The sequence below is a fragment of the Gryllotalpicola ginsengisoli DSM 22003 genome (genome assembly GCF_000419445.1).
Taxonomy (GTDB): domain Bacteria; phylum Actinomycetota; class Actinomycetes; order Actinomycetales; family Microbacteriaceae; genus Gryllotalpicola; species Gryllotalpicola ginsengisoli.
This window is the reverse complement of sequence record NZ_AULK01000004.1, coordinates 16,455-38,998: the sequence shown is the minus strand read 5'-3', so window position 1 is coordinate 38,998 and position 22,544 is coordinate 16,455. Positions and strand designations below refer to the sequence as shown.

General features: G+C 72.6%; 17 protein-coding genes. 8 read left to right on the top strand and 9 right to left on the bottom strand.

Annotation, left to right across the window (positions count from 1 at the left end; genetic code table 11):
* Positions 1-38 precede the first annotated feature (38 nt).
* Complete coding sequence (locus tag H563_RS0108690) at positions 39-710, bottom strand: hypothetical protein (protein WP_033210285.1); 672 nt, start codon at positions 708-710, stop codon at positions 39-41.
* A 69-nt stretch (positions 711-779) separates the two neighbouring features.
* A complete protein-coding gene (locus tag H563_RS0108685) occupies positions 780-1,442 on the bottom strand; it encodes a TetR/AcrR family transcriptional regulator (RefSeq protein ID WP_022882216.1) in 663 nt (220 codons plus the stop codon).
* 100 nt (positions 1,443-1,542) lie between these two features.
* Between H563_RS0108685 and H563_RS15850 the strand changes: the two genes are divergently transcribed.
* Together H563_RS15850 and H563_RS0108675 are read left to right on the top strand one after the other, a co-directional pair.
* Positions 1,543-4,305, top strand: a complete 2,763-nt coding sequence (locus H563_RS15850) for an MMPL family transporter (RefSeq protein WP_022882215.1) — start codon at positions 1,543-1,545, stop codon at positions 4,303-4,305.
* Positions 4,302-6,485, top strand: a complete 2,184-nt coding sequence (locus H563_RS0108675) for a YhgE/Pip domain-containing protein (protein WP_022882214.1) — start codon at positions 4,302-4,304, stop codon at positions 6,483-6,485. Before H563_RS15850 ends, H563_RS0108675 begins: the two co-directional genes overlap by 4 nt.
* 28 nt (positions 6,486-6,513) lie before the next feature.
* Here H563_RS0108675 and H563_RS0108670 read toward each other — a convergent pair whose 3' ends face one another.
* Entirely contained in the window at positions 6,514-7,548 is a 1,035-nt protein-coding gene (locus H563_RS0108670; RefSeq protein WP_022882213.1) for an LLM class flavin-dependent oxidoreductase, read from the bottom strand.
* A 44-nt stretch (positions 7,549-7,592) separates the two neighbouring features.
* Between H563_RS0108670 and H563_RS0108665 the strand changes: the two genes are divergently transcribed.
* Both H563_RS0108665 and sufU read left to right on the top strand, forming a co-directional pair.
* Positions 7,593-7,994, top strand: a complete 402-nt coding sequence (locus H563_RS0108665) for a hypothetical protein (protein WP_022882212.1) — start codon at positions 7,593-7,595, stop codon at positions 7,992-7,994.
* Between the two features lie 27 nt (positions 7,995-8,021).
* Positions 8,022-8,474 carry a Fe-S cluster assembly sulfur transfer protein SufU gene (gene sufU / locus H563_RS0108660; protein ID WP_022882211.1) on the top strand — a complete coding sequence of 151 codons (453 nt, stop codon included), beginning with the start codon at positions 8,022-8,024 and terminating at the stop codon, positions 8,472-8,474.
* Positions 8,475-8,607: 133 nt separating this feature from the next.
* Here sufU and H563_RS0108655 read toward each other — a convergent pair whose 3' ends face one another.
* A complete protein-coding gene (locus H563_RS0108655; protein WP_407635317.1) occupies positions 8,608-9,054 on the bottom strand; it encodes a molybdenum cofactor biosynthesis protein MoaE in 447 nt (148 codons plus the stop codon).
* Positions 9,055-9,106: 52 nt separating this feature from the next.
* Here H563_RS0108655 and moaA point away from each other — a divergent pair, with 52 nt between their 5' ends.
* The gene (gene moaA, locus H563_RS0108650; protein WP_027479256.1) at positions 9,107-10,174 is read left to right on the top strand and encodes a GTP 3',8-cyclase MoaA; all 1,068 of its coding nucleotides are present in this window, start codon (positions 9,107-9,109) and stop codon (positions 10,172-10,174) included.
* A complete protein-coding gene (locus H563_RS0108645; RefSeq protein ID WP_022882208.1) occupies positions 10,167-10,415 on the top strand; it encodes a MoaD/ThiS family protein in 249 nt (82 codons plus the stop codon). Before moaA ends, H563_RS0108645 begins: the two co-directional genes overlap by 8 nt.
* A gap of 18 nt (positions 10,416-10,433) precedes the next feature.
* On the opposite strand, the gene H563_RS15845 is transcribed toward H563_RS0108645, so the two are convergent.
* On the bottom strand, positions 10,434-11,573 hold the full coding sequence (locus H563_RS15845; RefSeq protein WP_022882207.1) for a ThiF family adenylyltransferase: 1,140 nt from the start codon (positions 11,571-11,573) through the stop codon (positions 10,434-10,436).
* Positions 11,574-11,754: 181 nt separating this feature from the next.
* Between H563_RS15845 and H563_RS0108635 the strand changes: the two genes are divergently transcribed.
* A complete protein-coding gene (locus H563_RS0108635) occupies positions 11,755-12,882 on the top strand; it encodes an XdhC family protein (protein WP_022882206.1) in 1,128 nt (375 codons plus the stop codon).
* On the opposite strand, the gene H563_RS0108630 is transcribed toward H563_RS0108635, so the two are convergent.
* On the bottom strand, positions 12,879-15,377 hold the full coding sequence (locus H563_RS0108630) for an ATP-dependent DNA ligase (RefSeq protein ID WP_027479255.1): 2,499 nt from the start codon (positions 15,375-15,377) through the stop codon (positions 12,879-12,881). The genes H563_RS0108635 and H563_RS0108630 overlap by 4 nt on opposite strands.
* A gap of 76 nt (positions 15,378-15,453) precedes the next feature.
* Here H563_RS0108630 and ku point away from each other — a divergent pair, with 76 nt between their 5' ends.
* The gene (gene ku, locus H563_RS15840) at positions 15,454-16,332 is read left to right on the top strand and encodes a non-homologous end joining protein Ku (RefSeq protein WP_022882204.1); all 879 of its coding nucleotides are present in this window, start codon (positions 15,454-15,456) and stop codon (positions 16,330-16,332) included.
* 3 nt (positions 16,333-16,335) lie between these two features.
* Here ku and H563_RS15835 read toward each other — a convergent pair whose 3' ends face one another.
* The 3 genes from H563_RS15835 to H563_RS17395 all read right to left on the bottom strand — a co-directional run bounded on the left by H563_RS15835 (position 16,336) and on the right by H563_RS17395 (position 22,367).
* Entirely contained in the window at positions 16,336-17,214 is an 879-nt protein-coding gene (locus tag H563_RS15835; RefSeq protein ID WP_162138939.1) for a DNA topoisomerase IB, read from the bottom strand.
* A gap of 32 nt (positions 17,215-17,246) precedes the next feature.
* Positions 17,247-17,888, bottom strand: coding sequence for a hypothetical protein (locus H563_RS0108615; RefSeq protein WP_022882202.1), 642 nt, complete (start codon positions 17,886-17,888; stop codon positions 17,247-17,249).
* A gap of 132 nt (positions 17,889-18,020) precedes the next feature.
* Positions 18,021-22,367: a beta strand repeat-containing protein gene (locus H563_RS17395; protein WP_022882201.1), complete on the bottom strand. Its 4,347-nt coding sequence runs from the start codon at positions 22,365-22,367 to the stop codon at positions 18,021-18,023.
* Positions 22,368-22,544: the final 177 nt, after the last annotated feature.

The window sequence follows — 22,544 nt, the reverse complement described above, 5'->3', positions numbered from 1 at the left end:
CCTCCTTCAGAGCCGGATCAGTGCCGGATCGCTTCCGATCAGCGGCCGAGACCCACGCGGTCGACACGGCGGTGGTAGCGCATGCCCGCGATGCCGCCGAGGATCGCGCCGACGAGGCTGAGGATCGCGACGACGATCGCGGTGACGATGCCCGTGACGGTGAGGGTGCCCTCGTCCACGGGGATGCGCGGGAAGCTGTTGATGTTGCCGAGGACGTTGAACTGCGCGCCGGCGACGGCGGCCACGATGGCCACGACGATCGCGATCACGACGGCCCAGATCCACACCGCGAGGCCCTGCTTCGCGCCCGCGAAGCGCGCCATCCGGCCGGCGACGTAGCCGCCGCAGAAGTACGCCAGGAACAGGACTACGGCCAGTGCGATCGCGCCGACGACGCCCACGGTCGTCGCGTTCTGGGTCGCGTTGCGGGCGGCGTCGTTCGCGTTCCCGTTGCTGGAGCCGAGGCCCACGCCGGCGCCGATCGCGCTCAGGATGGCGGTCAGCAGCACCGCGGTGCCCGTCGCCGTGAGCCAGCCGAAGAACGCCGAGCCCCACTTGATGCCGCCGAACTCCGCCTGCTCGCGTGCCACGACCTCTTCGCGGTGGGTCGCGCCGGGCTCGGCGGCGACGGCGGTGGTGGGCGCGTCCGCCGGCGTGTCGTCGGGCTCGGGGGCGCGCACGGCTCTGGTGCGGTCAGATGTGTCGCTCATGGTCTCCTCCTCCAGGTCGAGACTGCTGCCCAGGTACCCGGGCGGGCCGCGCGGCACACGCGCCGCGCGTCAGTGCTGGGATGCGCGCTCGGTGAGCAGATAGGCGAGCGCCGTGACGTCTTCGAGGTCGGAGGGGGACAGGGGAGCGGAGCGGCCCGACGCGATATGCCGCCGGGCGGCCGCCGAATAGGCCGACACGAGCAGCCGGGTGGCTTGCTCGGGCGGCAGCGTGAACCGCAGCCCGCCGCGCTCGAGCGCGGCCGCCAGCAGCCGGGCGAGCCCCTCGATGACGAGCTGCTGATGGCCGGCGTAGCGCGCCGCGATCTCGGGATCGCGCAGCGCGAGGGCCTCGAACTCGAGTTCGAAGAGCTCCCACTTCGGTTCGGTGTGCGCGAGCGCCAGCACCCGGGCGACGACGCCCTCGACCGCTTTGGCGGTGATCGGCGCGCCCTCGGGCAGCGCGTCGGCGAAGATGTCGTCGACCCCGGCGGCCAGCCCCTCGGCCGAGGCGGCGTAGCGCTCGTCGGCGATGGCGAAGAAGAGCTCGACCTTGCTCTCGAAGTTGGAATAGAAGGCGCCGCGGGTGAAGCCCGCGCGCTCCACGATCGCCTCGACGCTCGCCGCGCTGACGCCCTGCTCGGCGAACACCTCGAACGCGGCCTCGATCAGCCGCTCACGCGTGTTCTCGCGTCGGCGCGCCGGTGCCGCAGGGGCCTGGTCGTCGTCGGCCACAGTCCCACCGTCCTCTCAGCCTGCGTCTCGATACAGCAGTGTATCGATGACATAGACTCCCTTCGATACAGGCGTGTATCGAATCTCGGAAGGCGGCCGGATGGCGTCAGTGCTCTACGCGATGGGCCAGTGGATCACCCGCGCCCGCGTGCTCGTCGTGATCGGATGGCTCGTGCTGATCGCCCTCGTCGGCGCCGGCGCCGCGCTGCTGAACAAGGGCACCGACAACTCGGTGACGATCCCCGGCACCGAGGCGCAGCAGGCCCTCGACCGGCTGTCGACCACGTTCCCCCAGGCCAGCGGCGCATCCGCCCAGCTCGTTGTGGTCGCGGCGCCCGGCGACCAGGTGACGGATGCCCCGTACCGATCGCTCGTCGACGCCGAGGCGAAGACCATCGCCGACCTTCCCGGGGTCGCCGGTGCCACCTCGCCGTTCAGCACCAACGGCGGCATCGTCTCCGACGACAAATCGGCCGGCATCGTCTCGGTGCAGATGGCCAAGGGCCAGACCGAGGTCACCGAGCATCAGAAGGACCTGCTGCAAGACGCGGCCCACGACCTCGAGCAGCAGCTGCCGCACGGCGCGCGGGCAGTGATGGGCGGCTCGCTGTTCAGCGGCACCTTCCCCGCAATCTCGGCCACGGAGGGCATCGGCCTGATCGTCGCGATCGTGGTGCTGCTGATCACCTTCGGCTCGTTCCTCGCCGCCGGCATGCCGCTCATCTCGGCGCTGCTCGGCGTCGCCCTGTCGACGGCGGGCATCTACCTGTCCACGGTCTTCGGGCCCATCGCCTCGACCACGCCCATGCTCGCCCTGATGCTGGGCCTCGCCGTCGGCATCGACTACGCGCTGTTCATCATCAGCCGCCACATCGACCAGCGCCGGCACGGCATGGAGCCCCGGGAATCGATCGCCCGGGCCGTCGCGACGGCAGGCTCGGCCGTCGTGTTCGCGGGCATTACCGTGATCATCGCCCTGCTCGGGCTCGCGGTCGCGAACATCCCGTTCCTCACCACGATGGGCGCCGCCGCGGCGATGGGCATCGCCGTCGCCGTGCTGATGTCGCTCACCCTGGTGCCGGCGCTGCTCGCGCTCGCCGGCGACCGCCTCGGCCGCCCCCGCAAGCGCCGCCCCCGCACGCCCCGGCCGGTCGACGCGCCCGCGCAGCGGGTGAATGGAGGCCAAGCGCCCCCCACGACCACTCGCCCCAACCGCTTCTTCCTCGGCTGGGTGCGGGCGGCCACCAAGTGGCCGGTGGTGACGATCGTCGTCATCGCGGGGGTGCTCTCGCTCGCGGCGATCCCGGCGAGCAAGATCCGCCTCGACCTGACCGACGCGGGCCAGCTGCCGAAGTCCGAACCTGCGCGTCAGGCCTATGACCTGATTAGCGACCACTTCGGGCCGGGCTACAACGGCGCCCTCATCGTCACCGGAACGATCGTCACGAGTGACGACCCGGTCGGGCTGATGAAGGATCTCGCCGCCGAGATCCGCAAGCTTCCCGATGTGGCCGACGTGCCGCTCGCGACGCCGAACGCCGCCGCCGACACCGGCATCATCCAGGTCGTTCCGAAGAGCGCGCCGACCAGCCAGGCGACGGCCGACCTGGTGAACCGCATCCGCGAGCTGCGCCCGCACTTCCAGGACAAGTACGGCGTCACCCTCGACGTCACAGGCTTCACCGCGCTCGGCATCGACGTGTCGGCCCGGCTCGGCGCCGCGCTGTTCCCGTTCGGCGCCCTCGTCGTCGGATTCTCGCTGATCCTGCTCGCCATGGTGTTCCGGTCGATCGCCGTGCCGATCAAGGCCACCCTCGGCTACCTGTTCAGCGTTGTCGCCGCGCTCGGCGCGGTGTGGGGCGTGTTCGGCGAGGGCTGGTTCAACGGCATCCTCGGCGTCGAGCAGAACGGCCCGGTGATCAGCTTCCTGCCGATCATCCTGATGGGGGTGCTGTTCGGGCTCGCGATGGACTACGAGGTGTTCCTCGTCAGCCGCATCCGTGAGGAATACGTGCACCGCGGCGGCGCCCGGCGCTCCATCGAGGCGGGCTTCCTCGGGTCGGCGAAGGTCGTGACCGCCGCGGCCGTCATCATGTTCGGCGTCTTCGCCGCGTTCTTCCCCGAGGGCGACACGACCATCAAGCCGATGGCGCTCGGCCTCGCCGTCGGCGTGTTCGTCGACGCGTTCCTCGTGCGCATGACCCTGGTGCCCGCCGTGCTCGCCCTGCTCGGCGACGCCGCGTGGCGGCTGCCGAAGTGGCTCGACCGCGCCCTGCCGCGTTTCGACATCGAGGGGGAGGGCCTCGAGCGGCAACTCGCGCTCGCCGACTGGCCCGAGCCCGATGCGCGCGACGCGGTCATCGCCTCGGGGATGGCTACCGAGACCCCGGGCGGCGTCACTGTGTTCTCGGGCGTCGACCTGCGCGTTCCCCGGGGCGAGGCGTCCCTCGTGGCGGCGTCCACGCCGGCGGGGGTGCGCGCCCTGATGCTCACCCTCAGCGGCCGGGCCCGGCCCGACCGCGGCCGGCTCAAGGTTCTCGGCCGGGTGCTGCCCGAGCAGGGCGGCTGGGTGCGCCGCCACTCCGCCTATCTCGAGCTCGCCGACGGCGTCGACGTGACCGGCCGGTTCCTCTCCGTGCTGCGCCCCGGCGTCGAGCTCGTCGCGGTCGACGGCGTCGACCGGCTCACCGACCCCGCCGGCCTCGAGTCCCTGCGCCGCGTGCTGGCGGAGCTCGCGGGCGCCGGCGCGAAGCATCCGATCACCGTTCTCATCGGCACCGCCGAACCGCAGCGCGCCCGCGCGCAGCTGCCGCAGACCCGCCCGGCCGAAACGACCCCGATCCCCGTGGAGTCCCTCGCATGACCCTGTTCACCGCCCTCGCCGAACGCGCCGGCTCCCGTCGCCGCCTCACCGTGCTCTCGATCGTCGGCATCGTGCTCGTGCCGTTCGTCATCGCCGGCGTCCTCGTCTGGGCCCTGTGGAACCCGCAGGACCGCCTCGACACCCTGAAGGCCGCCATCGTCAACGACGACCAGCCGGTCACGGTCAGCGGCCAGACGGTGCCGCTCGGCCGACAGCTCGCCGCCGGCCTGGTCGGCGACGCGAAGCCGGGGTCGAAGAAGGCGCAGCAGAACTTCGACTGGGTCATCACCGATGCATCGGATGCCTCGGCCGGGCTCGCGAGCGGCGAATACACCGCCGTCATCACCATTCCGAAGGGCTTCTCGGCCGCAGCCACCTCGAGCGCCGAGAAGCCGAGCGATGCGCGGCAGGCGACGATCCAGGTGCGGACCTCGAAGGCCTCCAAGGTGCTCGACAGCACCATCAGCCAGACCATCGCGCAGACCGCCGCCGACACGATGGGAACCGCCCTGACCGGCCAGTACCTCGACAACGTGTACGTGGGTTTCAACACGCTCGGCGACAAGCTCGATCAGGCGGCGAGCGGCGCGAAGAAGCTGGCGTCTCAGGGCGGCTCACTCGTCTCCGGCGCGCAGCAGCTTGCGACCGGCGCCGACGGACTGACCTCCGGCACCGCTCAGCTGGCGTCGGGCGCATCGAGTCTCGCCGGCGGGTCGCAGCAGCTCGCCACCGGTGCGTCCAGTCTCGCCGCCGGCTCGTCGCAGCTCGCCTCGGCGGCGCAGAGCGTCTCGGGCGCGGCCTCGCAGGTGTCGACGGGCGCCGCAGGCGTGGCGACCGGCACCGCGGGCGTGGCGCAGGGGCTCAGCACGCTGAACGACAGCGTGCAGTCCGCCCGGCAGCAGCTTGACGCGATCGCAGGCGGCCTCACGCAACTCGGCGCGGTGTCGTCGCAGCTCTCCGGCCTCGGTGCGCGACTGAGCGCGCTGCAGCCGGCCATTACCGCGTGCTCCGCGGGCGACCAGACCCAGTGCGCCGCCGTCGGCCAGTCGATCGCGTCCCTGTCGGGCGACCAGTCCATCGCGTCGCTCGCCGGGGCCGCACAGGCGGCGGCGGGGGGATCCGGGTCGGGTTCTGCGCAGACCGTCGACCCGTCGTCGATCGTCGCGCAGGTCGACGCCGCAGCCGACGGCGTGCAGCAGCTCAGCGACAGCGCGGCGAGCGTCGCCGGCGCGGCGGCCCAGGTCTCGACCGGCGCCGCCGGGGTCGCGACGGGGACCGCGCAGCTCGCGTCGGGTGCGCAACAGTCGGCCTCCGGTGCCGCGCAGCTCGCCTCGGGTGCGCAGCAGTCGGCGTCGGGCGGCGCGCAGCTCGCCTCGGCCGCGCAGCAGGTGGCCTCCGGCGCCGCCCAGCTCGCGCCGGGCGCACAGCAGCTCGCCGACGGCGTCTCGAAGTACGTCGACGGAGTGGGCACGCTCGCGAGCGGGCTGAAGCAGGCGGCCGGGTCGATTCCCAGTTACACGGATGCCGAGCGCAAGACCCTCTCGTCGGTCGTCGCCGACCCGGTTGCGGCCAGGTCAGGGGCCGCGGCCGGATTCGGGGAGCTCGCGGCCCCGCTGTTCGCCGTGCTCGCCCTCTGGCTCGGCGCGCTCGCGACCTTCCTGCTGATCCGGCCGTTCTCGGCACGTGCGCTCGGCTCGCCCCGCTCGGCGCTGCAGCTCGCACTGCAGGGACTCGCCCTGCCGGCCGGCATCGGGGTCGTGCAGGGGCTGGCCGTCGCCGCGGCGCTGCAGCCGCTGCTGCAGCTCGGCGTGGGTCCGTGGTTCGCCCTCGCCGGGGCCGGAGCGCTCGCCGGGGTGGCGTTCGCGGCGGTGAATCAGGCGCTCGCCGCCGTGCTCGGCGGAGCGTGGCGCTTCGTGTCGATGCTGGTGATCCTGCTCGGCCTCGCCACGGCCCTCGTCGGCACGGCCCCGCAGTTCATGGTGACTCTGAGCTCGGCCACTCCGATCGCCCCGGGGCAGCAGCTCGTGTCGGCCGTCGTGCAGGGGCTCGCGGTTCCGGGCGGCGCGATCGCGGCGCTCGCCCTGTGGCTCGTCGGCTCGGTCGCGGTGACGGTGCTGGCGATCGCGCGGCAGCGCATGGTGCCCGCCGCGCGGCTGGCGGCCGTGGCATCCCCCGCCTGACCGCCCCGCCCCGCCCCGGTACCCCCGCCTAGCTGTTCAGCAGGTCGCGCACCATCGGGATGACCTTCGTGCCGTACAGCTCGACCGCGTGCGCGGCCGCCGACGCCGGGATGGATCCCGAGGTGTAGAGCAGGTCGAAGCGCTGGATGCCGAGCGCCCGGATCGTCGTCGCGATGCGCCGGGCGACGGTCTCGGGCGAGCCGACGTACACCGACCCCGATTCCGCCTCCGCCTCGAAGTCCTCCCGGCTGACCTCGTGGTTCCAGCCCCGCTCGGCGCCGATGCGATCGCGCACCTTCTTGAAGCGGGGGAAGAGCAGCTCCTTCGCCTCCTCGTCGGTGTCGGCGATGAAGCCGGGGGAGTGCACGCCAATGGGCAGGTCGGGCGTGCCCAGCTGCGCCGTGGCGCGGTGGTACAGGTCGATGTACGGACGGAACCGGGTCGGCGACCCGCCGATGATCGCGAGCATCAGCCGGAACCCGTAGCGGGCCGTGCGCACCACGGACTCGGGCGATCCGCCCACCCCGACATAGGTGGTCAGCCCGTGCTCGGTCTTGGGGAACACGTCGGCGTCGGTGAGCGGGGCCCGGGTGCGGCCCCTCCAGGTCACCGGCTTCTCCTCCAGCAGCTTCGCCCACAGGCCGAGCTTCTCCTCGAACAGCTGCTCGTAGTCGGCCAGGTCGAAGCCGAACAGCGGGAACGACTCGGTGAACGAGCCGCGGCCCATGATCACCTCTGCACGGCCGTTCGACACGGCGTCGAGGGTCGCGAACCGCTCGAACACGCGCACCGGATCGTCGGAGGACAGCACGGTCACCCCCGATCCCAGCTTGATCCGCCGGGTGCGCGAGGCGATCGCCGCGAGCACCATCTCTGGCGAGCTGATCGCGAACTCGGGCCGGTGGTGCTCGCCGAGCGTGATCGCGTCGACGCCGACCTCATCCGCGAGCGCGGCCTGGTCGACGATGTCACGGATGCTCGCCGCATACGTCTTCAGATTGCCGTCGTCGTCCTCCAGCACGTCGCCGAAAGTGTCGAGCCCCAGCACGAGTTCATCGCTCATGCCCCCGATCCTCTCCTAGCCGCGTCGGATAACCTTGCCGGGCCATGAAGAAACCCCTCGCCGCCGCGGCCGTCCTCGCGGCCGGACTCGCGCTCGCCGGGTGCACCTCCTCACCGTCGCACGATGCGTCCTCCGCCACGCCGTCCGCGAGCACGAGCGTGCACATCACCTCCTACACGCAGGTGCACGACCTCAATACGGCGATCATCTGGGGCATGACGATCACGCCCGACACCCCGAACGCGCTGAGCGAGATCGACCACACGGGCAAGCTGCTGAAGAAGTACGCGGATGCCTCCACCAAGCTCACCTCTGCGCAGAAGTCGCAGATCGACTCCCGCGTCGCCCAGTCGCAGTCGGCCGTGGCAGACAGCAACACCACCAACGCCGGCGGATACCTCTTCACCGCGGCCTCGACGGCGCTGTCGTACCTCACCGGCAAGTGACGCCTCCGGCGTAGCCTGGATTCCGAGATGAGCGACGAGCTGCAAGACCTCTACCGCGAGACGATCATGGATCACGCCCGCGCCCCGCATCACTTCGGGCTGCGCGAGCCGGCCGCCGCCGAGTCGCACCAGCTGAACCCGACCTGCGGCGACGAGGTGACCGTGCGCCTGCACCTGTCGCCCTCCGGCGACAGGGTCGAGTCGCTCAGCTGGGAGGGCCACGGCTGCGCCATCTCCCAGGCCTCCGCCTCGCTGCTGTCCGACCTCGTGCACGACCTCGAGCCCGCCGAGCTGACCGAGCGGATCGGCCTGTTCCGCGACATGATGCGGTCGCGCGGTGAGATCGCCGGCGACGACGAGCTGCTCGGCGACGCCGTCGTGCTCTCCGGCGCCTCCCGCTATCTCGCACGGGTCAAGTGCGCGATGCTCTCCTGGGTCGCCGTCGAAGACGCGCTCGCCAAGCTCCCCCAGGCCGCGTAGCGCTGCGCCGCCGCGCCCCTGCGCTGGTCGACTCACGCCGCACGCGTGACCGCCGCGCTGGCCGACTCACGCCGCACGCGTGACCAACGCGCTGGTCGACCCACGCCGTAGGCGTGAATGGAGACCAAGCACCCTACAGTCCCACCCACTCCGAGTCGCCGCCGGCGAAGCGCTGCCGCTTCCAGATCGGCACCTCCGCCTTGATCCGGTCGACGAGCTCGGCGCACGCCGCGAACGCCTCGGCCCGGTGCGGCGCCGCCACGGCCGCAGCCAGCGCGACCTCGCCGATCGCGAGCCGCCCGACCCGGTGCGTCGCCGCCACGCGCAGGCCGCTTTCGGCCGCGAGCCGGGCGCAGATCTCGGTGAGGAACTGCTCGGCGTCCGGATGCGCCTGGTACTCGAGCGCCGTGACCGGGCGGCCGCCGTCGTGGTTGCGCACCACCCCGGCGAAGGTCACCACGGCGCCGTCGGCGGGCGAGCCGACGAAGGCGGCGACCTCCTCCACGGTGATCGGGGTGCTGCGGATCGCGGCGAGCACGGCCGGCCGGGCATCCGCTCTCACCGTGTCGTCACGCCTCACGCCAGCGACGATACGCCGCCGGCCGACGTGGCCGCGGGTTATCGTGACCTGCATGACGACGATCGCGCTGGGCCTGCCGCAGCGGCGGCGCGACCCGGCGCAGGCGCCGCCCATCGACGGCCGGCCCGACCTGGCGGGGCTGATCGACCGCTTCGGCCGCGTCGCGCGCGATCTGCGCGTGTCGGTGACGGAGACCTGCTCGCTGCGCTGCACCTACTGCATGCCGGAGCAGGGGCTGCCCGCGATCGCCCGTGACGAGCTGCTGACGGCGCCCGAGATCGCCCGCCTCGTCGGCCTGGCGGTGCGGGAGCTCGGGATCCGCGAGGTGCGGTTCACCGGCGGCGAGCCGCTCATGCGCGCCGACCTCGGTGAGATCGTCGGCCTGTCCCGCCAGGCGGCGCCGGACGCCGAGCTGGCGCTGACGACCAACGGCATCGGCCTCGACAAGCGGCTGCCCGCGCTGCTGGCCGCGGGACTCGACCGGGTGAACATCTCGCTCGACACCGTGAACCCGCAGCACTTCGCGCGGCTTACCCGCCGCGACCGCCTCGACGCGGTGATCGCCGGCATTGAGGCGGCGCACGAGGCGGGCATCGCCCCGCTCAAGCTCAACGCCGTGATGATGCGCGAGACCCTCGCCGATGCGCCCGAGCTGCTCGCCTGGGCGGTCGCGCGCGACGCGCGGCTGCGGTTCATCGAGCAGATGCCGCTCGACGCCGACCGCGCGTGGGCGCGCGAGCACATGGTGACCGCCGCCGAGCTGCTCGCGGTGCTGGGGGAGAGGTTCGGGCTCGTCGAGGCGGGCCGCCACGACCCGTCGGCCCCCGCCGAGGAGTGGCTCGTCGACGGCGGGCCCGCCACCGTCGGCATCATCGCCTCGGTCACCCGCAGCTTCTGCCAGGCGTGCGACCGCACCCGCATCACCGCCGAGGGCACGGTGCGCTCGTGCCTGTTCGGCGACGACGAGACCGACCTGCGCGTGCTGCTGCGCGGCGGCGCGAGCGACGCCGAACTCGCCGAGCGGTGGCGGGCCGCGATGTGGAACAAGCAGGCCGGGCACGGCATCTCGCTGCCCGACTTCGCACCGCCGTCCCGGTCGATGGGAGCGATCGGTGGCTGAGCTGACCGTGCGGTACTTCGCGGCGGCGGCCGAGGCGACCGGAACCGAGCAGGAGACCGTCGAACTGCCCGAGCCCGCCCTGCTCGGCGCCCTCCAGGATCTGCTCGTCGAGCGCTACGGGGACCCGATGCGGCGCATCCTGCGCTCCGGGTCGTTCCTCGTCGGCGGCGTCGTGCGCCGCGACCGCGACCACCCCGTCTCCGGCACGGTCGACGTGCTGCCGCCGTTCGCCGGCGGCTGACCGCCCGGCCCGCCGACGCTAGTACCGGGGCACGGATGCGTCGACCCGCCGCGACCACGCGTCGATTCCGCCGGCGAGCGAGGTGACCAACTCGAAGTCGAGCGAGCGCAGGATGTCCCGGCCCTGCGCCGAGCGCACTCCGCCGTGGCACATCACGACGGTCGGGGCGGAGGGGTCGAGCTCCTGCCAGCGCTGCGGCAGCTGCCCGAGCGGGATCAGCACCGCCCCGTCGAGCGAGGCGATCTCGGCCTCCCACGGCTCGCGCACGTCGACGAGCTGCACCTGCTCGCCGTCGGCGCGGGCGGCGGCCAGGGCCTCCGGGGTGATCTCGTCGGGGGTCTCGTCTGCGGAAGGGGTCATGGTCGAAGCATCCGTCTCTCTCGGTGCGGGCGCCGGCCCGCAGAATTCGTCGTAGTCGATCAGCGCCGTGACGGGCGCCGCGTCGGGGTCGCGCCCGTACGCGAGTTCCCGGACGCTGCCCGCGCGGGCGTCGTAGGCGACCACCCTGCCGAGCAGCGGCTCGCCGATGCCCGTGACGAGCTTCACCGTCTCCGAGACGAGCAGCCCGCCGATCACGGCGCACACCGACGGCAGCACCCCGGCCTCGGCGCACGACGGCACGGTGCCCGGCTCGGGCGGCTGCGGGAACAGGTCACGGTAGCTCGGGCCGCGCGAGGCCCATGACACGCCCGCCTGCCCGCCGTAGCGGTGCACCGCACCCCACACCGACGGGATGCCCGAGAGCGCGGCCGAGTCGTCGACGAGGTATCGGGTGGGGAAGTTGTCGCTGCCGTCGATGACGAGGTCGTACCCGTCGAACAGCTCGAGCGCGTTCGCCGCCGACAGCCGGTCCAGGTGCACGTGCACGGATGCCTCGGGGTTCAGCTCCCGCACCCGCGCGGCGGCGCGCGCCGCCTTCGGCGCCCCCACGTCGGCCGGCGTGTAGAGGGTCTGCCGGTGCAGATTGCTCGCCTCCACCAGGTCGTCGTCGACGACGCCGATCGTGCCGACGCCCATCGCCGCGAGCTGAGGCAGCACGTGACAACCGAGCCCGCCGGCGCCGATCACGAGCACGCGCGAGCGCTCGAGCGCCGCCTGCCCGCCCTCGCCGAACCCCGGCAGGATCAGCTGCCGCGAGTAGCGCGAGGGGTCGGCCATGCGCCGATTCTGCCACCCCCTGCGATTCGTCGATTTCTGCTCGCCGCCCCGCCCGCGCCGGCGAATCGTGACGAGTCGTCGATGCCGCCCTACGCGATTCGTCGATGTGTGCGCCCGCTGGCCGACGAACGAGCCGATCGTGACGAGTCGCCCCGGCGCCCCGGCGGTTAGGCTCCCCTCCATGCGCGACGTGCTCGGCCGACTGCTCGAGGCCTGGCGGGCGGGGGAGACCGCCGGTCTCGTCACCGTGGTGCGCACCTTCCGCTCCGCCCCGCGCGAACCCGGCGCGGCGATGCTGGTCACCGCCGACGGCGCCGCGACCGGCTCCGTGTCGGGCGGATGCGTCGAGGCCGCCGCCTACGAGCTGGCCACCCAGGCGATCGGCGGCGCCCCGCCGCTGCTCCAGCGCTTCGGCATCGCCGACGACGACGCCTTCGCGGTGGGACTCAGCTGCGGCGGCATCCTCGACGTGTTCGTCGAAGCGGTCTCGCGCGCGACCTTCCCCGAGCTCGAGCAGCTCGCCGCCGACATCCGGGCCGGCCGCCCGGTCGCCGTCGCGACCGTCGTCGACCACCCCGAGCCCGCCCGCGTCGGCCGTCACCTCGTCGTGAGCCCCGAGTCGACCGCCGGAAGCCTCGGCTCGCCCACGGCCGACCTGCGCGTCGGCGACGACGCGCGCGGACTGCTCGCCCAGGCCCGCACCGAGACCCTCGGCTTCGGCCCCGAGGGCGAACGGCTCGGCTCCGGCATGCGCGTCTTCGTGCACAGCTTCGCCCCGGCACCGCGCCTGCTCGTCTTCGGCGCCAACGACTTCGCCGCGGCTCTCGCCCGCCAGGCCGGCCTCCTCGGCTACCGCGCCACGGTCTGCGACGCGCGGCCCGTGTTCGCCACCACGGCCCGCTTCCCCGACGTCGACGAGGTGGTGGTCGCCTGGCCCGCCGAGTACCTCGCCGCCCAGATCGCCGACGGACTGGTCGACGAACGCACCGTCATCTGCGTGCTCACCCACGATCCGAAGTTCGACGTGCCCCTACTCACCACCGCCCTGCGCGGCCCCCAGGTGGCGTACGTGGGTGCGATGGGCTCGCGTCGCACGCACGACGACCGGATGCGCCGGCTGCGCGAGGCGGGCCTCATCGACGACGAGCTGCAACGGATGCATTCGCCGATCGGCCTCGACCTCGGCGCCCGCACCCCAGAGGAGACCGCCGTGTCGATCGCCGCGGAGATCATCGCCGCGCGCGAGGCCGCCTCGGGCGCCCCGCTCGCCGCGCGCACCGGCCCGATCCACGCCACGCACCCGGGCTAGGACTCGCGCACGACCTCCTCCGGAGACTTGTCCGGCCGCAGCCCCCGCCACGACGGCTGCCGCAGCCGCCCGTCGCGCGTCCACTCGGCGAACTCCACCTCGCCGACCAGCGTCGGTGACATCCACTTCGCGTCGCGGGCGTCCGCGCGCGGCACGTCCACGAGCGGACTCGTCTTGCGCTCCTGCCGCCGGGCGAGGCGCGAGAGCTCGTCGAGCGCCCGGTCGTCGAACCCGGTGCCGACCCGGCCGACGTAGTGCAGCCCGTCCCGGTCCGGGATCCCGAGCAGCAGCGAGCCCACCGTCCCGGCGCGCCGCCCGTTGCCGGGCCGCCACCCGGCGACGACGACCTCCTGCGTGCGGTGCAGCTTGATCTTCAGCCACGCCTCCGACCGCCGCCCCACCCGGTACGGCGCCCGCCGGTCCTTCACCATGATGCCCTCGAGTCGCAGCTCGCGTGCCCGCTCGAGCGCCTCGGCCAGGGTGCCGTCCCACACCGGCGGCACGAGCACGTCACCTTGCGAGCGCACCGTGGCCTCCAGCATCCGTCGCCGCTCGTCGTAGTCGCGGCCGGTCACGTCCTCCCCGTCGAGCTCGAGCACGTCGAACAGCATGTACTTGACCGGCACGTTCTTCGCGGCCTTCGCGACGTCCGACGGCTTGGTCAGCCGCATGCGCTGCTGCAGCATCCCGAAGTCGGGCAGCCCTCGCTTGTCGACGCCGATCACCTCTCCGTCGAGCACCGCGTCGTGGCCGCCGAGCCGGCCTGCGAGGTCGGCGAACTCGGGGTACGTCGTCGTGATGTCGATGCCGTTGCGGCTGACGAGCTTCGTCTCACCGCCGCGCACGTAGGCGAGCACGCGCACCCCGTCCCACTTCATCTCGACGGCCACGTCGCTCTCGTCGCGCACGTCGCGCTCGGTGGCGAGCGTCGCGAGCATCGGCTTGTATTCGCTGCGCGACGAGCGAGACGGATGCTTCGCGCCACCGCTGGCCGCCGGCTTCCCCTTCCCGGCTTCCCCCTTCGCCCCGCTCGCCCCGCTCGAGTGCGCAAATTTCGCATTTTTCGTATTTTTCGCCCGGGGCGCGTCGAGCTCCATGCGGTGGATGAGCCAGTTCTTCTCGTCCCCGCCCTGCGCGGTGCGGATCAGCGCCACCTTCACGGGCTCCCCGCCGAGGCCGCCGTCGGGCTGCCCGTGCAGCGTGGCGATCACCTCCGAGTCGCGCCACTTCTCCGCCTCGTACTCGCCGTGGTCCCAGATGTCGACGTGGCCGGCGCCGTACTCGCCCTTCGGGATGTCGCCCGAGAAGCTGCCGTACTCGACCGGGTGGTCTTCGACGTGCACGGCGAGGTGGTTCTTCTCGCCGGGCGCGGGCACGCCCTTGGGCAGCGCCCAGCTGACCAGCACGCCGTCGCGTTCGAGGCGGAAGTCATAGTGCAGCCGGCGCGCCTGGTGCTTCTGGATCACGAAGGTGCGGCCCGAGCCGGGCCTGGGCGCCTCCTCGGGCACCGGTTCGGGCGTGCGGTCCGCCGAGCGCATGCTGCGATAGGTCGCGAGCCGGTCGGCGGCCGCGGCGCCGACCGCGGCGCCCGAACCGCCGGCGCCCTTCGGAAGCAGCGGTTCGGCGGCGTCGCCGCGCCGCTTGATGATGCCCATGACCTCGTGGAACTCGATCTGCCGCAGGCGGCCCGAGGTGATCTCGCGCCAGGTGCGCGGCATCGCGACGAACGGGCGCGAGCGGCCGCGCAGCGAGTACGGCGTGACCGTCGTCTTCGCCGCGTTGTTCTGGCTCCAGTCGACCATGACCTTGCCGCGCCGGTCGGCCTTGCGCATCGTGCTGATCACGAGGTTCGGGTGGTCGGCCTCCAGCGACCGGGCAAGTTCGTGGGCCACCTCGGAGACCTGCTCCGAAGTGCTGGTGCCGTCGAGCGGCGCATACAGGTGGATGCCCTTGCTGCCGCTCGTCACGGGCACGGCCTCGAGCCCCATGTCGGACAGCACGCCGCGCACGAGCTTCGCGACCTCGACGCACTCGGGCAGGCCCACGCCCTCGCCCGGGTCGAGGTCGAGCACCATGCGGTCGGGGTTGCCGCGCTCGCCGTCGGGGGTGAACCGCCACTGCGGCACGTGCAGCTCGAGCGAGGCGATCTGCGCGAGCCAGGTCAGTGTGGCCAGGTCGTTCAGCAGCGGGTAGGAGTTGTCGTGGTCCTTGTGGTGGATCGTCTGCCTGGCGACCCACTCCGGCGTCGAGTCGTCGAGGTCCTTCTGGAAGAACACCATGCCGGGCTTCTCGGCGGTGCCGACGCCGTTCACCCAGCGCTTCCGGGTCACGGGCCGGTCGGCCGCGTACGGCAGCAGATACGACGCGACCTCGGTGTAGTACCTGATCACGTCGCCTTTCGTGGTCCCGGTCTCCGGGTACATGACCTTGTCGAGGTTGCTCAGCGTGAGCGTGTGACCCTCGACGCGTACGACCTGCTCGTTCTTCTTGGCCATGGCCGCACGGTAGGAGCTCGCCGCCCCGTTCGCCAGGGGGTTGACGCTGAGCGGATGCTCCGGCCAGATGTCATACATGCGAGCAATCGGCAAGCGGTCGATCTCCTTCGGGCTGGTCAGCGTGCCCGTGAAGATCTACACCGCCACGGAGGACCACGACATCGCCCTGCATCAGGTACATGACAAGGACGGCGGACGGATCCACTACGAGCGCCGCTGCGACGTGTGCGGAAAGGTGATCCCGTTCGAGCACATCGACCGCGCGTACGACGCGGGCGACCGCACCGTCGTGCTCGACGACGAAGACCTCGAGGCGCTGCCCGAGGCGAGCCGCGACGACATCGAGGTGGTCGAGTTCGTGCCATCCGATCAAGTCGACCCGATCACCTTCGAGCGCAGCTACTACCTCGAGCCCGAGAAGGGCGGGGTGAAGGCGTATGTGCTGCTGCGGCGCACCCTCGAGCGCACCGAGCGCACCGCGATCGTGCGCTTCGCGCTGCGCAACAAGACGCACCTCGGCGCATTGCGCGTGCACGAGGACGGCGTCATGGTGCTGCAATCGCTGCTGTGGGGCGACGAGGTGCGCGAGGCCGACTTCTCGGTGCTCGAGAATCCGCCGCGCATCACGCCGAAGGAGCAGCAGCTGGCGGATGCGCTGGTGCAGAGCCTCGAGAGCGACTTCCGCCCCGCCGACTACAAGGACGAGTACCAGGAGGAGCTGCAGCAGCTCATCGATGCGAAGCTCGCGCAGGGCGACGCGGTCGACACGGCGGCGACCTTCGGCCAGGAGGGCGACGAGGGCGAGGGGCAGGAGCAGCAGGGCGCGGAGGTCGTCGACCTGATGGAGGCGCTGCGGCGCAGCGTCGACCGCAAGCGTTCGGCGTCGAAGTCCGGCTCGACGGGGAAGTCGGGCAAGCCCGCCGCCAAGACCTCGCGGCGCAAGAAGGCCGGCTGACCGTCAGCCCCGCGGGTCGCGCCCGTGCCGGTACCGGTCGAGCACCCGCGGGTCGATGTAGCTGTTGCGCGCGACGGTGGGGGAGTTTCCGAGCAGCGCGGCCACATCGCGGCACACGGCCGCGACCGTGCGCGTCGCCTCGGTCTTGGTGCGCGGCGGGCCGGCCTTCGCGAGCAGTTCGGAGGCGAGCTCGGTGCCGGCGAGGGTGCGGAAGTCCTTCGCGGTGAAGTCGTCTCCCGTCTGCTCCCGGATGTACTGGTTCACGTCCGCCGCGGTCACGACGTGCCACCCGCGGGGCGCGCCGCCCCGCCAGGCGAGGAACCGCGACCGGGCGCTGCGGGCGGAGCGCAGTTCGGCGGCGAGCTTCGCGAGGTCGGCATCCGTCACCGCGGTGTCCCACCGTTTCCCGCCCTTTCCCGGGAAGCGGAAGGCGACCGTATCGTCGTCCACGCGCACGTTGCGGCACAGCAGGGTGGTGAGCCCGAGGGTGCCGTTGGCCTGCATGTACTCCTCGCTGCCGACCCGCAGGAACGCCCGGTCGATGATGCGGAACGCCCCGGCGAGCACGCGGTCCCGGGTCAGCCCGTCCGAGCGCAGGTCGCGGGTGACCCGCGCACGGGCGGCCGGCAGCGCTTCCGCGAGCTGCGCGGCCCGCTCGAACTTGATCCGGTCGCGCCGCTCCACCCAGCGCGGGTGGTACAGGTACTGCGTGCGCCCGGCGTCGTCGACGCCGGTGACCTGGATGTGGCCGTTCGGGTCGGCGCAGACCCACACGTCGGTCCACGCGGGCGGCACGGCGAAGCCGCGCTCCGCGGCGACCTTCAGGGCCTCAGGTTCCGGCACGCCGTCCACTCCGGGCGTGCTCCTGCGCAGTCTGACCATCGGCGACCCTCCCACCAGGGGCGGTACCCGCCTCAGCGCAGCCGGGCGCCGGTGCGGCGGCCTGCGAGCAGCAGCAGGCCCGCCGCGGCACCGAACAGCACGGCGCATCCGTGCCCATCGCCGGCGGCGAGCTGCGCCGCCCCCACGAGCACGACGATGCCGCCGCAGACGCGCGCGACGGGGTTGGCGGCGCGCAGGGCCGCCGCCGCTCCGACGGACGCCAACAGCCCGTCGCAGGCGAAGGAACTGCCGCCGCCGGGCGCATCCCACGCCAGGGCGAGCAGGTTCACGAACACGGATGCGGCGAGCATCACCGCGCCCGCGCGCCACCAGCCCCACACCCGCTGCCCCACGAAGGCCGCGAACGCGACGACGAGCAGCGAGAACAGGGCCGTGCCGAGGCCGCCGTCCTGCGCGAGCACCGCCGTCAGCACGCGCCACCACTGCCCGTGCTCCAGGGTCAGCTCCGGCCTGCGGGCCAGCGCGTCGCCGAGCGAAGGCCAGGCGTGTTGCGCGATCGAGGGTGCGCCGATGACGACGACCGCCGCCGCGGCGAACCAGGGGAAGGGGCGCACGCGCCGCACCGCAGGCAGGCGCAGCGCGACATTGACGGATGCCGCCAGCAGCACGAGCTCGAGCACCACGCTCGCAGCGCTGGTGCCGGAGGTGTCCACTCGACTCTTATATGTCCAGAGGTGGGTTCCGCGCGAGTCCGGCCCGATCTGTGGTGGTGATCGGGCCGGTGCGGCCAGGCGGGCTGGACCTGGCCGCACCAGCCCAGTCAAGGGCTAGTCGCGCTCTCCTGCTCAGTGTTCCGAGCCGGCGCGCCGCTCCCTGCGGCGCAGCAGCAGTGCCACCGCGCCGATCAGCAGCAGTGCGAGGGCAGCTCCGAGGCTGTCCAGCACATTGCTGCCCGTCATGGCCAGGGCGCCGAGAGCGGTACCCGCCGCTCCGAGTGCGCTCCAGGCCGTTGCTCCCAGGCTGAGGCCGGCCGCAGCCGCCTCGGTCGAGACCGCTGCCGCAGCGGCGGCGGTCGTCGCCGTGCCACCGGTCGTGCCGGTGCCGGTCTCGGTTCCCGTTCCGGTCCCGGTGCCCGTGCCGGTGCCCGTTCCGGTTCCCGTGCCGGTGCCGGTCCCCGTCCCGGTGCCGTTCCCCGTCCCGGTGCCGTTCCCCGTCCCGGTTCCGGTGCCCGTTCCCGTGCCGGTGCCGGTGCCCGTTCCCGTTCCCGTGCCGGTTCCGGTGCCCGTCCCCGTGCCCGTGTCGGCCGGGTCGGTGTCACCCAGCACGTCGGTCAGCACGGGGTCGAGCACGCCCGAGTCCTGAACGACGTCGTCGTTCACGAGCTCGGTCACGGCGTCCGTGGCGTCCTCCACCGTCCCGGTGAGGTCGTCCGGCACATCGGCCAGGTCGCCGGAGGCGACGTCGGACACCGTGTCCTCGACGCCCTGGACGACCGTGTCGACGAGCCCGTCCGGGGCCGTGGCGTCGGCGACCGTGTCCTCCACGCCGGCGACGGTGTCATCCACCGTGCCGACCAGGTCGGTGATCGCGTCGTCGACGAGGCCGCCGTCGCCGGTCACATCGCCGAGCACGTCGCCGCCGTCGGCGGCATCCGTGAGCACGTCGTCGACGTCGGTGGCGACGTCTCCGACGAGGCCGCCCTCGACGAGCGTGCCGTCGCCGGCCACGTCGTTCAGGGCGCTGTCGTCACCGGTGACGTCGGCGATCGGGGAGTCGTCCCCGGTCACCGCGTCCAGCGGGCTGTCCGATCCAAGGATCGGGTCGAGCACCGTGTCACCCACGGTGCTGTCCACGGGGCCATCCGCACCGACGAGGTCCTCGACGATGCCGGCGGCGGTGTCGCCGCTGTCGCCGGTTCCGGTGCCGCTCTCGTCACCCGTGCCGGATGCGGCCGGGTCGGTGTCGCCGAGCACGTCGGCGGCGACCGGGTCGAGCACGCCGGTGTCGCCGGTGACGTCGTCGGTGACGACCTCACCGGTCTCGGCGAGGGTGTCCTCGGCTCCGGACGTGAGGTCCTCGGCCGCGGCCGCGACGTGGCCGGATGCGACGTCCTGCACGGTCTCGGAGACGGTGTCGGCGAGGGTGCTCACCGGGCCGTCCGCCACGTCGGTCAGCGTCGTGTCCACGCCGTCGCCGGCGTCGGACACGGTGTCGCCGAGGTCGGCCGCAGCGTCCGTGACGGTGTCCTCGAGCGCGTCGGTCGGGTCGGTGCCGTTCGCGACATCCGTCAGCACGTCGTCGACATCCGAGGCGGCGTCGCCGACGAGCCCGCCCTCCACGAGCGTGCCGTCGCCGGCCACGTCGTTGAGAGCGCTGTCATCTCCGGTGACGTCAGCGATCGGGGAGTCGTCCTCGGTCGCAGCGTCGAGCGGGCTGTCCGATCCGAGGATCGGGTCGAGCACGGCATCGCCCACAGTGGAGTCGACCGGACCGTCCGCGCCGAGCAGGTCGGAGACGACGTTCGTGTCACCCGTGTCGGTGCCGGTTCCCGTGCCGCCGCCCGTTCCGGTGCCGGCCGGGTCGGTGTCGCCGAGCACGTCGGCGGCCACCGGGTCGAGCAGACCCGAGTCGCCGGTCACGTCGTCGGTCAGCACGTCGCCCGCGTCGGCGGGGTCGGTGACCAGGTCGGACACCGTGTCGCTCACGCCGTCCAGGGCATCGGTGGTGGTGTCGGTCGCGTCGCTGGTGGCGTCGTCGAGCACCCCGCCGTCATCGACGAGGTCGCCGACCACGTCGCCGCCGCTCTCGGCGTCGGCGAGCGTGCTGTCGACATCGGATGCCTCGTCCCCGACGAGCCCGCCTTCGACGAGCGTGCCGTCGCCGGCCACGTCGTCCAGAGCGCTGTCGTCGCCGGTGACGTCGGCGATCGGGGAGCCGTCCCCGGTCGCCGCGTCGAGTGCGCTGTCGGAGCCGAGCACGCCGTCGAGCACCTCGTCGTCGACCGTGGAGTCGACCGGGCCGTCCGCCTCGAGCACGGGCTCGAGCACGTCACCGTCGTTCGTGATCGCGTCGACGACGTTGTCGTCGCCGAGCACGCTGTCGACGATGCCGGAGTCGGCGGCGTCGGCCACGGCGTTGTCGTCTCCGAGCAGCGGGTCGGTGACGTCCGCGAGGTCGTCGTCCGCGTCGGTCGTTCCGCCGGCGGTGGTGTCACCGAGCGTGTCGGTGAGCACGTCGCCGAGCAGCGGGCCGTCCGAGAACGTGTCCGTGCCCGCGTCGGACACGGTGTCGGAGACGTTGTCGACCGCGTCCGAGACGGTGGTCTCCAGCGCCTCGGTCGGGTCGCTGCCCGACTCGACGGCGGCGAGCACGTCGTCGCCGTCCGCGGCGGCGTCGCCCACGGTGCCGCCCTCGACGAGGGCGCCGTCACCGACCACCTGGTCCAGCGCGCCGGCGTCGCCCGTGGCCGCCTCGAGGGTGTCGCCGACCGGGGTGCCCTCGGTGGCGTCGACGAGCGGCGCGGCCGCCCCGTCGTCGCCGAGCACCGGGTCGAGCACGTCGTCGCCGACGGCGTCGTCCACCGGGCCGTTGTCGCCGGTCAGGCTCTCCAGCACGCCGGTGTCGTCCGTGGTGCCGGATCCGGAATCCGAACCGTCGCCCGAGCCGGTGCCGGTGCCGGTTCCGTCGCCGGACGGGTCGGTGTCGCCCAGCACGTCGGTCGCGGCGTCATCGACCACCCCGGAGGCGTCGGTGGCGTCGGCCGTGTTGTCCGCGGCATCCGTCACCAGGTCGGTCACATCCGAGCCGACGTCCTCGCCCGCGAGCAGGTCGCCCACGGTCGTCGCGGTGTCGTCGGCCGCGCCGGAGACGACGCCGTTGACGACCTGGTCGCTCGTGTCGGTGACGGTGTCGTCGACGGTGGTCGTGGTGTCGTCGACCAGTCCGTCGACCGTGTCACCGAGATCGGACGAGACCGGATCGCCGTTCACGACGTCGGACAGCACCGCGTCGGTGTTCTCCGCGGCGTCGCCGACCAGGCCGCCCTCGACGAGGGTGCCGTCGCCGGCCACGTCGTCGAGGCCCGAGCCGCTGTCCGTGGCGCCGTCGACGATGGTCGAGGTGGCGTCGGTCCCGGTCAGGTCGTCGACCGCCCCGGTGACCGGGTCGGTCACGGTGTCGACCGCTCCGCTGTCACCGAGCAGGGGGTCAACGACGGCGTCGCCGGCCGTGGAGTCGACGACGCTGTCCGCGTCGACGAGGTCCTCCACGGGAGTGTCGGAGATGCCGCTGTCCCCGAGCAGCGATGACGTGGCGTCGGTCAGTCCGGTGTCGGTCACAGGTGCGGCGACCGCAGCGACGTCGTCGCCCAGCACCGTGTCGGTGCCCGTGGCGTCGCTGTCGGTCTGCGTCTCTCCCAGCGTGTCGGCGAGTGCGTCGTCGACGAGCCCGGTGCTGTCGGCCGTGTCGGCCGTCTGCGTCAGAGCGTCGTCGACCGTCGTGCCGACGCCGTCCACGGCGCCCGCGAGGTCGCCGGACAGCGTCGAATCGACGGTGTCGCCGACGTTGTCGAGTGCCGTCTCGGTGAGCCCGTCCGAGCCGAGCAGCTGCGACGAGTCGGTCTGCGCGTCGGCGAGCGTCGTGTCGACGTCGGAGACGGCGCCATCGACGGTGTCCGTGAGCGCGTCGGTGGGGTCGGATGCGGAGGTGACGGCGTCCACGACCCCGTCGAGGTTGTCCGCCGCGTCGCCGACGGTGCCGCCGTCGACCAGGCTGCCGTCGCCGACGACATCCGCGGTGGACGAGTCGTCACCGGTCACCGCGTCGACGACGTCGGGCACCGCGGTGCCCGTGGTTGCGGTGTCGACGGTGTCCGTGACGGGCGCGAGCGCGCTGTCCGAACCGACGGCATTGTCCACGACGGAGTCGCCCGCGAGCGCGTCGACCGGCCCGTTGTTCTCGACCAAGGACGAGACCGGGGCGCTGGCATCCGCGTCACTCGCGTCGGCGGTGGTGGAAGTGGAGGTGTCCGCCGTCGCGTCCGACGCTGCCGTGTCGGTGGTCTGGGCGGAAGAGGACGAGGTGGTGACCGAGACCACGTCGGCGACGGTGTCGCCGAGGGTCGTGTCATCGCTCGTGGTCGGCTGCGTGTCGACGCTCACCGACGGCGTGCCCGTGAGGGACACGTTGACCAAAGATTGACTGGAGTCGTCGGTGGCCGCATTCGCGGCAGCGACTCCCGCCAGTGAGAGGCCTCCGAGGCACACTGCGAACCACAGTGCCCTCGCGGCATTTGCATTCATAGTCGAACTCCTTGACTGGGTAGGAGAGAGCTCGCGCAGACAGCGCGGCTCGGGTCGTCCCTCCGCGTC